This window comes from Actinomadura fulvescens, assembly GCF_039533225.1.
Classification (GTDB): domain Bacteria; phylum Actinomycetota; class Actinomycetes; order Streptosporangiales; family Streptosporangiaceae; genus Spirillospora; species Spirillospora fulvescens.
Genome location: NZ_BAAATD010000002.1, coordinates 936,093 through 950,976, shown reverse-complemented (window position 1 = coordinate 950,976; position 14,884 = coordinate 936,093). Strand labels below are relative to the sequence as shown.

Here is a 14,884-nt window from a genome sequence, read left to right as displayed (position 1 = left end):
TAAGCTCGGATCATGCCGACTGCTCTCATCACCGGTGCGACCGCGGGGATCGGTGCCGCCTTCGCCCGCCGCCTCGCCGCCGACGGATTCGACCTGGTGCTGCTCGCCCGCGACGGCGACCGGCTCGCGGAGTCCGCGCGCGACCTCCACGACAGGTACGCGGTCCGGACCGAGGTGGTCGTCGCCGATCTCGCCACGGAGGAAGGGCTCGGCACCGCCGAGGAACGGGTCCGCGACGGCGTCGACCTGCTGGTGAACAACGCCGGTTTCGGCAACAAGGGAACGTTCCTGAACGTTCCGCTCGCCGAGGAGCTCACGATGCTGCGGGTGCACTGCGAGGCGGTGCTGCGGCTCACCCACGCCGGGCTGCCCGGCATGCTCGACCGCGGCCGGGGAGGGATCATCAACGTGTCGTCGGTGGCGGCGTTCGCCACGCGCGGCACGTACGGCGCGTCCAAGGCGTGGGTGGTCAGCTTCAGCCAGGGAGTGGCGGCGGATATCGCGGGCAAGGCGGACGACAGGGTCCGCGTGATGGCGCTCTGCCCCGGTTTCGTGCACACCGAGTTCCACGAACGCGCCAAGATGGACGTCACCGGCATCCCGGATTTCATGTGGCTCGACCAGGACAAGCTCGTCGACGCGGCCCTGCGCGACCTGCGCCGCGGCGTCCAGGTCAGCGTGCCCGGCGCCCAGTACAAGGCGATCGTCGGGCTCAGCAGGCTCGTCCCGCGCGAACTCGCCGGCAAGCTGTCGTCGCGGACGGGACGCAAGTACGACTGACGAACGCGACCGCGAGGAGGACGCGAGGAGAGCCGACCGCGAGGAGGACGCGGGCGAGGACGCGAGCGCAGGAAGGGCCCGACCGTGGGGAGGACTCGACCGCCCCGGGGACGGGCGGCGGGGATGGGCGGTGAAGGGGCGTCACGGTCTTGTCACGCGGCGTTCAGCACGGCAGGCTGGCTGATCGTCGTCCGCTGAGAGGTCTCCCCGATGGGTCGTCACGATCTGGGTTACGCCGCCCTCGCTCTCCTCGCGACCACCGCCTACTACATCGCCTTCCTGTTCTTCCGGATGGCCGCGCGCCGGATGCCTCCGCTGAGGGGAAGCCGCCCGTTCCACGTCGCCTGGCACATGCTGACCAGCCCGATCTGGCTGACCGGCGGCCTGATCCTCTTCCTCGGCCTGGCGTACGAGGTGGTGGCGTTCGCCGCGCTTCCGCTGGCCGTCGCACAACCGATCTTCGCGCTCAGCCTGGTCCTCCTGGTGATCTACTCGGTCCTGTTCCTGGACGAGCGGCTGAGCCCGCGCGAGTGGACGAGCGTCGCGCTGTTCGTGCTCGCGACCGTCCTGATCGGGCTGTCGGCCGGGTCCGAACGCGAGCTCACCGCCGACGACACCCTGCTCGGCACGCTCGCCGCGCCGTGGCGGATGCTGGCGGTGATGGCGCCCGCCGTCATCGTCTCGGCGCTGGTCTGGCTGCTCGGCGACCGCCGCGGGAGCGGCCGCCACGCCCGCAAGCTCGCCGGCGTCGCGTACGGCATCGGGGCGGGAGCGTGCGCCGGGCTGGCCGAGGCGGGCATCCGCGGCATCTCGATCGTGTACGAGGACACCGGCAGCGTCCGGGCGGTGCTCGAATCGCCGTACCCCCTCCTGACCGTCGGCATGGCCGCGATCGCCCTGGGCGGCCTTCAGGTCGCGCTGCAGCGGTGCCGGCTGGCGATCGTCGCGACCGTGCTCACCGTCATCGGCCGGACGTATCTGATCATGAGCAGCACGGTCCTGTTCGGTGAGGCCTGGCCGGAGGAGACGCTGCCGTTCGGCCTGCGCGCCGGCGGCTTCACGCTCGCGCTGGTGGCGCTGGTCACGTTCCCGCGGTACGAGCGGCCCGGCACGACCGACGTCAAGGTCGCCGCCGAACAGGCCCGGCGCGGCGATCGGGCCGACCTGCGCGCGATCACCTGAACGTTCCCCTACAGTCCCGATATGCGCCTTCCCGCCCTCCGCCGTGTGCTCGCCTCCCTCACCGCGGCGGCAGCCGTGACCGCACTCGCCTCCCCCGCGTCGGCGATCGTCGGCGGAACACCGGTACGGGCCTCGGCGCACCCCTGGCTGGCCGCCGTCGGCTCGCCGCTGTTCTTCGCCCGGCCCTCCGGGCAGTTCTGCGGCGGCTCCCTGATCAAACCGGACCGGCTCCTGACGGCGGCGCACTGCGTGTCGATGTTCCGCTCCGTCCCGGGGCTGCTGACCGTCACGTTCGGCCGCTCGGACCTCGTCGGCCGCGACGGGGAGACCGTGGGGGTACGCGCCGTGCGGATCCATCCGAAGTTCCGCGAGTCCAGGTTCAGGGACGAGACCGTTCTCCATCACGATCTCGCCGTGCTGACCCTCGCCCGCCCGGTGGCCCGCCCCGCGGTGGCCCTCGGCGCGCCGGGCGCCGAACGCAGCGGGCTGGCGCTCGGCTGGGGCATGCGGTCGGTGAACGACCTGCTCAACACCAGGCTCCGCGCCGTACCCATGCCGCTGCCCGGCGACGCGGCCTGCCGCAGGGCGTACGCGGGCTCCTACGACCCGGCCGACATGCTGTGCGCCGGGTCGGTGAAGGCCGACACCTGCCGGTTCGACAGCGGCGGGCCGCTGCTGGTCCGCGGCCGCCTGGCCGGTGTCGTCTCCTGGGGGTACGGCTGCGGCAAGGCCGGTTACCCGGGTGTTTTCGCCCGCGTTGCCGATCTCCCCTGACCCGAGGATGCTGGGGGCCGACGGGGAGGGGAAGTCAATGCGGATCTTGGTCACGGGGGCGTCCGGTTACGTCGGCTATGCCGTCGGGCGGCGGCTGATCGCCGACGGGCACGAGGTGACCGGCCTGGTGCGGCGCGCCGACCGGCCCCTGCCACGGGGAGTCCGGCCCGTCATCGCCGACCTGCTCGATCCGTTCGGCCTCGACTCCACGCTGCACGAGACCTACGACGGCGTCTGCCACCTCGCCGCCCGCACCCGGGTCCGCGAGTCGTTCACCGATCCCCTGGGCTTCTTCACCGCCAACGTCCAGGGCACGATCAACCTCCTCGGGGCCCTTCCCACGGTGCGTCCCGACGGCTCCCCGGCCCCGGCGCCGGCCGTGGTCTACGGCTCGACCGCCGCCGTGTACGGCACGCCGGAGCGCCAGCCCGTTCCCGAGACCGAGACCCCCTCCCCCACCAGCCCGTACGGCGCCTCCAAACTCGCCGCCGAACAGGTGATCCGCTTCCATGCCCGTACCGGGGCCATCGGCGCGATCGTGCTCCGCACGTTCAACGTCGCCGGTTCCGTCGACGGCCGCCCCGACCCCGACGAGACCCGCCTCATCCCGAAGGCCCTGGCGGTCGCGGCCGGGCGCGCCCCGCACCTGACGATCAACGGCGACGGCGCCGCGGTCCGCGAATACCTGCACGTGGACGATCTGGCGAGCGCCTACGCCCGCGCCCTCGAAGCCGCCCGCCCCGGCACCGATCGCGTCTACAACGTGGGCAGCGGCACCGGCACCTCCGTGCGAGAGGTCATCAGGACCGTCGAAGAGGTCACCGGCCGCCCCGTTCCCACCCGGCACGACCCGCCGCAGCCCGAGCCGCCGCTCCTGGTGGCCGACTGCACCGCGGTCCGGCGGGACCTGGGCTGGCGCCCGGAACGGTCCGGCCTGTCCGAGATGATCGCGGACTCGTGGGCGGCCCTGTCCCCGGAAGCCGGATAAACTCCCAGCGTGTCCGAGCCGAAGTTCGAAGTCCAGATGCTCCACGACCGCGTGATGATCAAGGTCGAGAAGGAGGCGGGCGAACGCCGCAGTTCCGGCGGCATCGTCATCCCCGCCACCGTGGAGCAGTCCAACCGCCTCGTGTGGGGCGAGGTCTGCGGCGTCGGGCATCACGCGCGCACCGTCAAGGTCGGCGACCGCGTCCTGTTCCACCCGGGCGACCAGTACGAGGTCGAGATCCAGGGCGAGAACTACCTGGTCATGCGCGAACGCGACCTCCACGCCATCGCCAACGAACGCCCCGAACACGGCACCGGCCTCTACCTCTGACGACAAACCTCCAAGACCGCCAGTAACCCTGTGGCGCGCAGTGCAGCCTGCTGGAGCAGCGCAGACCAGTCAGCCCGGTCGGCGAAACCAGATCTCGGCCGAAGATCGCCCCCGGTCGCCTGAACGCAGCCAGCCAGCCTCTCGCGCCGCGCACCCCCGACCGGGCCAGTGACCCGCGGTGCCTTCCACCGCTCCGTGCCGACCCTCATCCGCCTGGACGAGCGCAGGGCCCCCTCCGCGACCTGCGCAAGCGCCTCGCAATACTCGTCCTATGGCCGCGCTGTGGCCCGGAATTCCGTCTGCCCGAGACCGCCCAGGACCTGCATGTGCGACGAGCGGGAACACCGATCGGGTCTCCGTGACTCCAATGGGTGCCACCGCCTCACGACACGGCATTCAGACGACGTGGCCGCACCGCCTCGTCTTCGCGCCGCTCTGTGGCTGAGGGCGACCACCGACGCGCTCACGGTCGTCGCGGCACAACGGACCGCCTCGATCGTTGCCCGAGGCGTCACGATCGCCGACATCGACGCAGCCATGGCCCGGGGGCCTGCGGTGCGCGCTGATCGGGCCGTTCCTGGCCCAGCACGTGTCCTGCAGGCCCCTGGCCATGGCGCCTCTGCTTTATCGTGCCGCGCCTGTCAGCGGAAGACGTCCAAGCGCTCCGTTCCAGGCGGGTGCACGCCTGTGGATATCAGGTGGTGCAGTGCCTGTCGGTGTCGCGGCGTACGGTGGCGCCGGTGAACTCCTCGATGATGGCGAGGTTCGCCGGGGCGTAGTTCGTCGCGGTGATCCGGTCGGCGTCAGGGCTGCCGAGTTTGCCGGTGTAGGGCGCGGACTTGTCGAGCCAGTAGGCCGTGCGCAGGAACTGAATCAAGACGAGCTCGCGCAGCTTGGGCTCGTTTTTGATCTTGGTCCAGTAGGCGGGGTACCGGTCCTTGGCTACGCGCAGGTAGAGCAGTAGGTAGCGAAGGTTGGTGGCCGCGATGTCCCGAGAGTTGCTGGCCCCGACTCCCTTGATGTACTCCTGCACCACGGTGGCCGCGGGCAGCCCCATCAGCCCGGCGTTCAGCTCCGCCAGCACGCCCTGCAGCTGATAGCTGCCCTGCTGGCGGTCCCGCAGGTAGATGCCGTCCATGCTGTCGCTCAGCCTGTCGCTGATCAGTGGCAGGATCTCCCGGCGGGGGAAACCGCCGTGCAGCGGCACGGTCCTTGCCTGCTGCGTGGCGTTGATCCAGGCTGCGGTGTGCACGTTCCAGGTGGTCCTGGACGGATCCAGGTCCCACATGTGGGTTTCCTCGTGGATCGCCACCATCATCGACTCGGCGAAGGCCTCGAAGCTTCGGGTGTCGACGAACTGGGTCCAGTACCTGTCGTTCACCTGGGCGATGGCCAGCTTCTCTCCGCTGGGCCAGCGCCGCCGGTACATCTCCTGCAAGGTCGGCATCCAGTTCGACTGCCGGAAGCGCGTCTTGAGATCACTGATGTCGACGGCCGGGTTGGAGGGTTCTCCGTAGCAGAACGGTTCAGCGGCAGCCGCCGAGGCGACCTTGGCGGCCGGGCCGCTGGACGTGGGCGATGCCGCGGCCGAGACGCCGGGCACCAGCGACAAGGTAACGGTGGCGGTCAGCAGGGTCAGACGGCGGGGACGTTTCACGGGGACCTCGCTTCGGCAGAGCCGCGTCGGTCGCGACATGATCCGGCATGGCGCGGCCTATGTCTGATTTGGATCGTATTCTGCTTCGACCCGCGTCGCCTTCAGTGACTGTCTGTGAATGACAGTCGAATAATCTCTAAAGCCGCAGCTCAACGCCCCGATCCTCGTGGTACAAATCCCTGGAAGTTTGATTTCTCACGAAGATCGTTTGCACTTACAGGGGCGCGATGTTGAATATTCGGGAGAAGGGAGCGTCCACCTGGAAAGGGTCGTCTCTCGCACGACAAACCGGATGAGCTGCTCGCCACGGGGACCTCATTGGCCCTGCGGCCGCCGGTACCCCATGACGGCTGCCGAGCGACCGGCGAGGCGAATCCGGTTCTTTCGAGCGCCTGCCCGTCGACGAGCATTCTTCACGGACGCCGAGGGCCCGGGCCATGTGCGCTCAGAAATCCCATGAATTACTCGGTGCTCCGAACGGTGCCCCGGGTCCCCACCCGCCTGGTCGCCTAGGTCTCAATGAGTGAGGTGGTCATTCGCGGCGTTGAGCCGCCGCCAGATGTCGGCAAGCGCTTGCAGGTCGTCGGAAGTCAGGTTGTCGAGGAACAGTTCCCGTACGTCCTTGAGGTGCCGGCGATTGGCGGCTCGCAGTTGCCGGCGGCCGGCGGGAGTGATGCGTGCGTGGTAGCCGCGCAGGTCCTCCTCGCTGCGGGTGCGTGTGATCAGTCCGTCGCGTTCGAGCCGGTCGGCCAGCCGGGTCAGACCTCCGGAGGTCATGTCGACCTGCTGGGCCAGGTCGCTCATGCGCAAGCCTGTCTTGTCGGCCCATGCGAGGCGGAGCAGGACTTCGTAGGTCGACAGCGGCATCCCATGACTGCGGACAAGCCGCCGCCCGAGTTCGCGGTAGAGCAGGGCGTGCGTGCGGACGAAACCGCTCCAGGCCTCGTCTTGCAGCGGCGCCAGCTTGTCCTGTTCCATGGCGAGGCATAGTAGCGGGCCTCGTGATAGTGAATGCCTGCACAGACAGCATCGCCGTGGAAGACCTGCACGTACTCACAGGTTCGGGCTGGCCCGGGGGGTCTGATCGGCTGATGTGAGGTGGATCGATTGGCCGTGCAGGTTCGCGTGGGATCCGAACAACAGGTCGACGGCGAAGGGGCCGACGGCGTCGGCCGGGATCGGGCTGCCTGGCTGTGCCGTGCGATCACGGATCATCGCGTGGGTGACCAGTTCGGCGACGGTCGCCGAGTTGCCTTCCGTTTCCCGGGCCAGAGCCCGGAACAGCATGTGCTGGGCTGCGGTGGCGATCGAGATCAGATCTGTCCCCAGCCCGGGATAGATGTCGAACGCCAAGGGTCCCTGTAGGAACAGGTACGTGCCTCCCGATTCGGCGATCGCGGGCAGGAACGTACGCGCGAGCCGATGATGGGCGAGCAGGTAGCCGTCAAGGGCCCGCTGGAGTTCGGCGGTGCTCGCGCCCAGCAGGCTCGGCGCGGCAACGAAATCGCCCAGGGACGCGACCATCGCGTCGACGCCTCTCGCCCCGTTGGCGGCGCCGCCGACTTGATCGCCGATCCGCCTACCGAGGGCGGCGGCGGAGGAATCGTCGCCGACATCTCCGATGACTGTCCGTAGTTGACTCAGTTTGTCCTGGCCTACCTGGTCTCCCAGGTAGGCGCGCAGGTCGTCCAGCCGTTCCCGCGACCGCGACGGTGCGATCACCGCCGCGTCACGTTCGAGCAGCGTGCGGGCTATCAAGGCGCCGATATTGCCTGTCGCTCCCGTGACGATGACCGTGCGTCCCTCGAGAGAACCCATCAGATGCCAACCCCTTCGTCCACCGAACCGGAGGCCCATCGTATATTATTTGTCTGTGCAGGCAAGTAAATCATCGGGAGGCCACGCGTTCATTCGCCTCTCCTGCAACGACCCCGGCCACTTCGTATGGGATGACCAGGCCGCTGTTGTCCGATCTCGGTCTTTCGCGTGAGCTGCGCTACCCGGGCGCTCCGTGGCTGGTCAAGGGCACGGACGCGGGCGAGGATCCCAGCGCGTTGATCAATACGGATCCGCCGCGTCATACCTGGCTGCGGCGGATCGCATCAGTCGCCTTCACGCCGCGCCGGGTCGAGGACTGGCGGCCGTGAGTGGCACGCGTAGCCGGTTCGTGGAGGCGATCACATCGCTCCATCTGCTGGATTCCAGGTGAGCCCCACCAGGGCACAAACCGCTGGGACCTCGCCATGAACAGGAGCCGGCAAACCGCCGTCGGCCAGTTGAGCCAACGGCTGCGTTGAGTCGACGCATGCTGGGGCTGGCGCCCTTGGTGGGCCGCGGGATTGTCCGCGGCCCACCTGCGTTCGGTCGCCTTACGGTCTCTACGAAAAGGCTCCCACGAGGTTCGGGACGCCCGCCAGCGTCCAGGCGGCATAGGCGGCGGCGTTGGTGCTGTGGCCCATCACGTAGGGCTCGATGTTGGTGATCGTGTCGCAGCGCGAGTGGTAGCAGGGGTCGTTGCCGCTGGCGATGCCGCTTACCGCGATGCCGTAGCGGCTGAACGAGGCGTGGTCGGACCGGCCGCCGATGCTGACGCCGCGGGTGGCGATGCCCTTGCTGCTGAAGTAGGCCCTGAACGTGTTACCGAGGGTGGTGTTGTCGGTGTAGACGCCCCACGTGCGGGTGCCCTTGGCCCCGACCATGTCGAAGTTCAGATACGACCGGATCTTGCTGCGTTCCGTCGCGGCCAGAGTGCGCGTGTAGTACGCGGAACCGATCAGCCCCAGTTCCTCAGCGCCCCACCAGCCGAACCGCAGCCGCTTGGCCGGCCTGGCGTCGGCCCGCGACACCGCCAGCGCGGCTTCGAGTATCGAGCTCGATCCGGAGGCGTTGTCGTTGATGCCGGCCCCCGCGGTCACGCCGTCGAGGTGCGCGCCGAGGAAGACGACCTGGTTGGCGTCGCCGTGCGGCCATTCGGCGATGACGTTCCAGCCGGTGGCGCCGTTGTAGCTGAACGATTGGAGCGTGGTCGTGAAGCCTGCCGCGTCGAGCTTGGCCTTTACGTAATCCGCGGAGGCCCGGTAGCCGGGACGTCCGTGTGCACGGTTGCCGCCGTTCGCGGTCGCGATGCTCTGGAACTGGCGTGCGTGCGCCATCGAATTGTCCTGCGGGATATCGGGCGGCTGCACCGCGGCCGGAGCCGCCGCCACGAGCGCCGGGCCGGCCGGCTGGGAGACCGCACCCGCCGGGAGGCCAGGCAGGGCCAGGGCGAGCAGACCCAAGCCCAGCACGGTCGAGCGAGCGAATTTGCGGGGGGTCACCATGTGGACACACCTACCGTTCGGATTGGCGGGAGCTTCGGCGGGAACGTCAGGAGGCTCGTGCCGTCACGATGACCTCTGTTGGAGGTGGTGACAATGGCCATCGCCGCGGCCGGACGCCCGTTGAAACCCCAACCGGGGTGGCGGTGCGTTTTTCAATGCCAATCAAAGGCGGACTGAATTTTCAGAACCCGCACAACTCGACGAACGCGCCCGCCGGGCGACTCCAAGACGCCGGCGCGCGGGCTGCTGAGCGATCCCGGACGGGTGAACGAGGGCATCGGCGACGGCAAGCTCGCCCCGCCCCTTACATCGATCGGCTCGCCTGGGAGTTCGCTCTCAAGCTATGGCAGCGCACCCTTTGAGGGAGCTCGAACAATCTCAACGGTCGCCGAGTCTCGTTCGCCGTACCGGTTGCAGTCGATAGCTGGGGATTAACGACTCCAGCTCGGAACCGCGGCGGACGGGCGCGAGCACGACCTTGATGCGGGTCCCATCCGGATGAGGCGGCCCGACATCAGGCCTCGGCCTGCCGTCAGGGTGGCGGATGGCGGGTGGCGTGTTCGGCGTTGCGGCGGCCCAGCACGGTTACCGCCGCGTGCAGATCCGCCCGCAGCCCCGGCGCTGTCCGGCCGATGGCCCCGGCCACAGCCGTCCGGAGGTGCTGGCGCCAGCACGTCCATCCCGGGGGCGGTCGCGGACTGAGTCGGCGGCGAGGCGTTCCGGCGCGTAGATGCCGCCCAGCCGGATGTCCAGGCTGCCAGCGCCCACGGCGGTGTAGCGGCCGGTCACCAGCCGCTGTTCGGTCAGCTCATGACTGCGCTGCTGGCCGCGTTCGGTGGTCTCGGCGCTCACGATCGCGGAATGTCCAGGCGAGATATACCGGCGATATACCGGTCGGCCCCACCGTTTTGCACAGGCAGATGAAGTCCGCAGTCCACGAGCCGCCGGCGAAAGAATGCTTGGCGTGTAACCGAAAGGAGAAGGTGAAATAGGAGCTGCGGCTACCGCATGGCGTCCACAGCACATGCACCTCACCCAAAACCATCCATCAAGCGGCGGATTGAGCCTAAGGGTGCAAGTTGCGGTACCTGTTTATGGCACGAACATGCGGACTGGAGGTAGGACGCGAGTCAAAGATGTCGATGCCCGAACACATCAGAAGAGAGAGGCAAGCAAAGTGAAAATGCATTCACTGACCACCAAGAGGCGGCCGTTGATGCTGCTGGCGGCCCTGGGCCTGGCAGGAGCGGTCGCCGGTCCGGCGAACGCGGCCGAATCGACGCGGGGCAGTCTGCACGTCGCGCAGATCTGCGCGGTTACGACCGAGGACGCGACCGTAGACGAGCCCTACGTGAAGAGAAACGGCACGGTGACCTGGGGAGCGGGTTCGCTGAGGGAGGGCAACTGCCTGCGAACCGTATTCGCCTACGTCAGCGTCGGTGACATAGTCGAGATCTGGGACCAGGACACCAACACCGGATTCGATCCTCACGACAAGCTCGGCACAGTCACGATCCACGGCGTCGGCGAGTATCACTTCAGGGAAAGCGGGGCGTTCTACAAGATGTGGACTGAGTACTAAGCCTCCACGCGGGATACAGGCAACGGGAGACCCGTTGTTGGGACGGGTCTCCCGTTCAGCGGGAGCAGGGCACTTCGGCGCAGATTCGGTTGATCGCGGCGGTGGGGTTCAGGGACCAGCGGATGATGCGGTGGTCCTCTCCTCCGGAGAGGAGGTCTCCGGAGGCGGTGAAGGCCAGGGCTTGGATCCGGCCTTGGTGGCCGGTGAGGCGTAGTGCGGGCGTCAGGGTCTTCAGGTCCCAGACGATGACGGTGCCGTCATGGCCGGCGGAGGCGAGCAGGCGGCCGTTGCGGCTGAACGTCACGACCTGGACCGGTGCGGTGTGCCCGCGCAGGACTCCTTTCGCCGCTTTCGAACCCGTATCCCAGAGCCGGACGGTGAGATCGGCGCCCGCGCTGGCGATCGTCCGGCCGTCGGGACTGACCGCCACGTCGGGGACCGAGCCCTGTCCGGTCACGATGGTCGGCTCGTGCTTGTCGGTGACCGCGTCCCACAGCGTGACGCCTCCGCTGGGGCTGCCGGTGACGAGCCTGCGGCCGTCGGGGGTGTAGGCGAGCGCCGTGATCAGCGCGAGCCGGTCGGCCAGCGGGCGCGGCTTCGGATCGGACGGGTCGGCGGCGCTCCAGCGGTGCCGGCCCATCGCGGCGGCGACGAGGAACGGTCCGCCGGGCTGGAACACCACGTCCGTCGATGCGCCGAGACCCTGGTAGGGACGGCTCCACAGCCGCCGCCGGGTGGCCACGTCCCACACGGTCAGGTGGTGGTTGCGGGTCACCGTGGCGAGGGCACGGCCGTCGGAGCTGAAGGCCAGCGCCTCGACCCGGTCCGGGTGGCCACTGAGAGCGCCGAGCAGGCTTCCGCCTTGGGCGTCCCATAGGGCGACGGTCTTGTCCGCGCCCGCCGAGGCGACCACTGTGCCGTTGGGGCTAACGTCCAGGTCGGTGACAGCTTCGGTGTGCCAGCGGAAGGCCCGCCCCAGCCGGCGCAGCAGCACGGTGCCGCCCAGGCCGGACGAGGCGAGGAACGCGCCGTCGGGACTGAGCGCGATGGACGAGGCCTCGGTGCGGCCCCGGTCCTGGAAGGACTCCGCGGCTTGGCCTCGGGCGGTGTCCCAGATCGTGACCAGGCCGTTCTCGTCCGCGACTGCGACGCGTCCGCCTTCGGGAGAGGAGACGGCCCAGTTGTAGGGGGTCTTGGGCGGGATCGAGGGGCCGGGCACAAGTTCACCGTCCACGAGGTGCCAGGAGCGGATGCCGTCCCGTTCGGTGTCGGCGATCAGTGTCTGGCCCTCGGCGTCGAACTTGGCGTGGCGGGCACCCGGCAGGTCCACCTCACCGACCGCTTCTGCCCGGGCGACGTCCCAGACCACGGGACGGTTCTTGCCGTCGGAGGAGACCAGGAGCGCGCCGTCGCCGGAGAAGCTGAGCGAGCCGGGGAGGGCATCGGTGTCGCGCGTGAGGTTCTTGGAGGTGCCGCTCACCCGGTCCAGGACGACGACGGTGCCGGGGCCGGTCATGTAGGCCAGCATCCGCTCGTCGGGGCTGAAGGCCAGAGCGTCCCCGATGCGGGGGACCTTCCGTGACAGCACCGCGCGTCCGGCGGAGAGATCCCAGACGATCAGAGATCCCGGGCTGGAACGCAGGCCCGGCGACCGGGCCGTCGACGCGAGAAGACCGCCTTTGCGGCCGAAGGCGAGGCTGCGCGCGTAGAACGCGTCGCCGGCGGGCTTGTTGGCGAGATGGTCGCCGAATACCGCCACCTTGGTCGCGCGTGCGGTGTCCCAGAGCGAGACGCTGCCGTTGGAGTCGGCGACCGCGAGCCGGGAACCGTCCGGTGCGAAGGCGCAGGACCAGATGGCGCGGCTTCCTGTGCGCAGCGTTGTCGCGCGCCGGGCGGACGCGGCGGTGCTCAGCAGCGCACCCCGGGTCTCGGCGTCGTCGCTGCGCCGGTAGGCGTCGATCGCCATCACGCTCGCCTGGTCGGGATCGGTGGCCGCCAGGGAACGGGCCGTCAGCGCAAGCTGGCGGGCCTGTTCGATCCGCTGCCGGCGCGAGGCCTCGTCACGCTGATCGAGAGCTACGGTGCCTCCCGTCAACGCCAGCAGCAGCAGGACGACCTGAACCGCCAGCAGCCGTTTCAGCCGCCGGTTGTGGCGCCGGACCGTGCGGATCTCGGAGGCCTCCTGCTCCCCCGCGGTGCGCAGGAAGAGGTCTTCGGCCTTGTTGAGCTCGCCCGGATGGCCGGACGCCCAGGTCAGCGCGGCCATGAGCGGCGCGCCCCGGTAGAGCGCCCCGGGATCACGGCCGAGCAGCTCCCAGTTCCGTACCGCGAGCGTGAGCCTGCGGTGCGTCTCCAGCTCGGACCGGTCCTCGGCGAGCCAGCCCCGCAGCCTCGGCCAGGCCCGGATCAGCGCCTCGTGGCTCACTTCGGCGTGGCCCTGACTCAGAACGACGAGACGTTCGGCGGCCAGCCGGTCGAGAACCTCCTGGAGCACCTCGGGCTCGGCGATCCCGTCGAGTTCGGCCAGGGCGACGGGCCTGCGGGTGTCGTCGGTGCCGTCGCCGAGGGAGGTCAGCCGCAGGAAGATCGACCGCGCGGCACGCCGCTGGTCGGGTCCGAGTCCCGCGAAGACGCGTTCGGCGGTCTCGGTGATCGCACCGCGCACTCCCTTGGCCGCGTGATAGGCGGCGAGCGTCAGTTCCTGACCCTGTAGCCTCCGCCAGGTCTCCAGCATGGCGTGCGACAGGAACGGCAGCACGCCCGGCTCCGACCCGGCGTCGGCGAGGACGGTCGCGAGCAACTCCGGCTGTACGCTCAGCCCGGCCCGCTCGGCGGGTGCGGTGACCATCTGCCGGATTTCGGCGGCCGACGGCGGACCGACGATCAGCTGAGCTCCGTTCAGGGCCTCGACCAGCTCCGGCCGCTCGCTCACCTTGGGCAGGAAGTCGGCCCTGATCCCCAGAACGACGGTGACGTGATCCGGGCGGCCCAGCAGCTCCGCGATGAAGGAGGTGCGTTCGTCCTCGTCCGCGCAGAGCGTGAACACCTCCTCGAACTGGTCCACGACCAGCAGCACGCGCTTCGCGTCCCGGCCGTTCTCGAGTGAACGCGCGAGGGCTCTCAGTGGAGATTCCGAGGGTGTGAGCAGCACCGGCGTCCATCGTTCGTCCCGCGCCAGCCTGGCGATCAGCCCGGCCCGGAGAAGGGACGACTTGCCACTGCCCGAAGCGCCGAACACACCGACGACCGGCAGGGTCTCCACCAGACCGGCCAGCCGGTCCGTCAGCCGTTCCCGCCCGAAGAACCGCGCCTGATCCTCGGGCTGGTAGGTCGTCAGTCCCTGATAGGGGCTCTGGCTCGCGAGCACCGCCGTGCGTCTCTCGCCGGGCGGCCAGGCGATCACCTCCTCCGAGCGCAGGATCGCCTCGTGCACCCGGCGGAGTTCGGGTCCGGGATCGATGCCGAGCTCCTCGGCCAGCCGTTTCCGCACCGATTCGAACGCGCTGAGCGCCTCGGTCTGGCGGCCCGCCCGATAGAGCGCGACCATGGAGAGACCGACCAGCTTCTCCCGATAAGGGTGCTCGGTGATGAGTCCGCCCAGCTCGGGAACGAGTTCCGCCATTCGCCCGAGCCTTAGCCCCGCCTCCGCCCAGGACTCGTACACCTCCAGCTTGAGCAGTTCCAGCCGGGCGGCCTCGTCCACGAGTACCCGGCTGTCACCGAATTCGGCGAACGCGAGTCCCCGCCACTCGTCCAGCGCCCGCCGAAGTACCGGCATCGCGGCGCCATCACCCAGCCCGCTCCGTCCCTCGGCCGCCAGTTCCTCGAACCTCCTGACGTCGAGCGAACCGCCGGTGCGGACGATGTAACCTCCAGGCGCCCTGCCGATCGCCTCCTGCCCGAGGACACGCCTCAGCCGGTACACATAGAGCTGCAGGTTGCGGCGGGCCGAATGAGGCAGGTCGTCTCCCCACACGGCAGCCAGGAGCCAGTCCACCGACACCGGACGGTCCGCCCTGGACAGCAACGCCGCGAGCACCAGCCGAAGCTTGTGCGCGTTCCCGATGTCGACCGCACGGCCCGCCTCGCTCACCCGCAACGGCCCGAGAACCCGGTACTCCACAGCGGTCATGCTGACCTGCCCGGCGCATCGCGGTACAGGTTTCCGCCTGACCATGGTCGGTCAAGTAAACCCGCCCGCCACCGTCCGGCACGGAAGCTTCCAGTCACCGCCAGCGCGCCGGCGCGGCCTGAACCATCACCCCGAACGC

The 14,884-nt window shown here is 69.3% G+C and carries 13 protein-coding genes; 7 read left to right on the top strand and 6 right to left on the bottom strand.

From position 1 onward, the window contains the following. Nucleotides 1-12 precede the first annotated feature (12 nt). From ABD333_RS11170 to ABD333_RS11150, 5 genes are all read left to right on the top strand, one after another. Nucleotides 13-780 carry an SDR family NAD(P)-dependent oxidoreductase gene (locus ABD333_RS11170; RefSeq protein ID WP_344540239.1) on the top strand — a complete coding sequence of 256 codons (768 nt, stop codon included), beginning with the start codon at nt 13-15 and terminating at the stop codon, nt 778-780. 210 nt (nt 781-990) lie between these two features. After that, nucleotides 991-1,962 (top strand): DMT family transporter, encoded by a 972-nt coding sequence (locus ABD333_RS11165; protein WP_344540238.1) that lies wholly within the window; start codon nt 991-993, stop codon nt 1,960-1,962. A 21-nt stretch (nt 1,963-1,983) separates the two neighbouring features. Continuing rightward, on the top strand, nt 1,984-2,736 hold the full coding sequence (locus ABD333_RS11160; RefSeq protein WP_344540237.1) for a serine protease: 753 nt from the start codon (nt 1,984-1,986) through the stop codon (nt 2,734-2,736). A gap of 37 nt (nt 2,737-2,773) precedes the next feature. Further along, nucleotides 2,774-3,724 carry an NAD-dependent epimerase/dehydratase family protein gene (locus ABD333_RS11155; RefSeq protein WP_344540236.1) on the top strand — a complete coding sequence of 317 codons (951 nt, stop codon included), beginning with the start codon at nt 2,774-2,776 and terminating at the stop codon, nt 3,722-3,724. A gap of 9 nt (nt 3,725-3,733) precedes the next feature. Continuing rightward, entirely contained in the window at nt 3,734-4,054 is a 321-nt protein-coding gene (locus ABD333_RS11150) for a GroES family chaperonin (protein WP_344540235.1), read from the top strand. Nucleotides 4,055-4,748: 694 nt separating this feature from the next. On the opposite strand, the gene ABD333_RS11145 is transcribed toward ABD333_RS11150, so the two are convergent. The 3 genes from ABD333_RS11145 to ABD333_RS11135 all read right to left on the bottom strand — a co-directional run bounded on the left by ABD333_RS11145 (nt 4,749) and on the right by ABD333_RS11135 (nt 7,568). Further along, on the bottom strand, nt 4,749-5,711 hold the full coding sequence (locus tag ABD333_RS11145) for a hypothetical protein (RefSeq protein WP_344540234.1): 963 nt from the start codon (nt 5,709-5,711) through the stop codon (nt 4,749-4,751). A gap of 516 nt (nt 5,712-6,227) precedes the next feature. Then, nucleotides 6,228-6,689: a MarR family winged helix-turn-helix transcriptional regulator gene (locus ABD333_RS11140; protein ID WP_344540233.1), complete on the bottom strand. Its 462-nt coding sequence runs from the start codon at nt 6,687-6,689 to the stop codon at nt 6,228-6,230. A gap of 75 nt (nt 6,690-6,764) precedes the next feature. Then, nucleotides 6,765-7,568: an SDR family oxidoreductase gene (locus ABD333_RS11135; RefSeq protein ID WP_344540232.1), complete on the bottom strand. Its 804-nt coding sequence runs from the start codon at nt 7,566-7,568 to the stop codon at nt 6,765-6,767. A gap of 92 nt (nt 7,569-7,660) precedes the next feature. On the opposite strand from ABD333_RS11135, the gene ABD333_RS11130 reads away from it, so the two are divergent. Then, nucleotides 7,661-7,858, top strand: a complete 198-nt coding sequence (locus ABD333_RS11130; RefSeq protein ID WP_344540231.1) for a hypothetical protein — start codon at nt 7,661-7,663, stop codon at nt 7,856-7,858. A 231-nt stretch (nt 7,859-8,089) separates the two neighbouring features. Here ABD333_RS11130 and ABD333_RS11125 read toward each other — a convergent pair whose 3' ends face one another. Continuing rightward, nucleotides 8,090-9,031, bottom strand: coding sequence for a M28 family peptidase (locus tag ABD333_RS11125; RefSeq protein ID WP_344540230.1), 942 nt, complete (start codon nt 9,029-9,031; stop codon nt 8,090-8,092). A 585-nt stretch (nt 9,032-9,616) separates the two neighbouring features. Further along, nucleotides 9,617-9,883 carry a hypothetical protein gene (locus ABD333_RS11120; RefSeq protein ID WP_344540229.1) on the bottom strand — a complete coding sequence of 89 codons (267 nt, stop codon included), beginning with the start codon at nt 9,881-9,883 and terminating at the stop codon, nt 9,617-9,619. A 331-nt stretch (nt 9,884-10,214) separates the two neighbouring features. On the opposite strand from ABD333_RS11120, the gene ABD333_RS11115 reads away from it, so the two are divergent. Then, a complete protein-coding gene (locus ABD333_RS11115) occupies nt 10,215-10,613 on the top strand; it encodes a hypothetical protein (RefSeq protein ID WP_344540228.1) in 399 nt (132 codons plus the stop codon). Between the two features lie 55 nt (nt 10,614-10,668). Here ABD333_RS11115 and ABD333_RS11110 read toward each other — a convergent pair whose 3' ends face one another. Continuing rightward, a complete protein-coding gene (locus ABD333_RS11110; protein ID WP_344540227.1) occupies nt 10,669-14,745 on the bottom strand; it encodes an nSTAND1 domain-containing NTPase in 4,077 nt (1,358 codons plus the stop codon). Nucleotides 14,746-14,884 lie beyond the last annotated feature (139 nt).

Coding starts and splice junctions, on each gene's coding strand:
- ABD333_RS11140 (WP_344540233.1), bottom strand. CDS start 6,689: ATGGAACAGGACAAGCTGGCGCCGCTGCAAGACGAGGCCTGGAGCGGT.
- ABD333_RS11170 (WP_344540239.1), top strand. CDS start 13: ATGCCGACTGCTCTCATCACCGGTGCGACCGCGGGGATCGGTGCCGCC.
- ABD333_RS11125 (WP_344540230.1), bottom strand. CDS start 9,031: ATGGTGACCCCCCGCAAATTCGCTCGCTCGACCGTGCTGGGCTTGGGT.
- ABD333_RS11115 (WP_344540228.1), top strand. CDS start 10,215: ATGCATTCACTGACCACCAAGAGGCGGCCGTTGATGCTGCTGGCGGCC.
- ABD333_RS11135 (WP_344540232.1), bottom strand. CDS start 7,568: ATGGGCCTCCGGTTCGGTGGACGAAGGGGTTGGCATCTGATGGGTTCT.
- ABD333_RS11130 (WP_344540231.1), top strand. CDS start 7,661: ATGACCAGGCCGCTGTTGTCCGATCTCGGTCTTTCGCGTGAGCTGCGC.
- ABD333_RS11110 (WP_344540227.1), bottom strand. CDS start 14,745: ATGACCGCTGTGGAGTACCGGGTTCTCGGGCCGTTGCGGGTGAGCGAG.
- ABD333_RS11155 (WP_344540236.1), top strand. CDS start 2,774: ATGCGGATCTTGGTCACGGGGGCGTCCGGTTACGTCGGCTATGCCGTC.
- ABD333_RS11160 (WP_344540237.1), top strand. CDS start 1,984: ATGCGCCTTCCCGCCCTCCGCCGTGTGCTCGCCTCCCTCACCGCGGCG.
- ABD333_RS11165 (WP_344540238.1), top strand. CDS start 991: ATGGGTCGTCACGATCTGGGTTACGCCGCCCTCGCTCTCCTCGCGACC.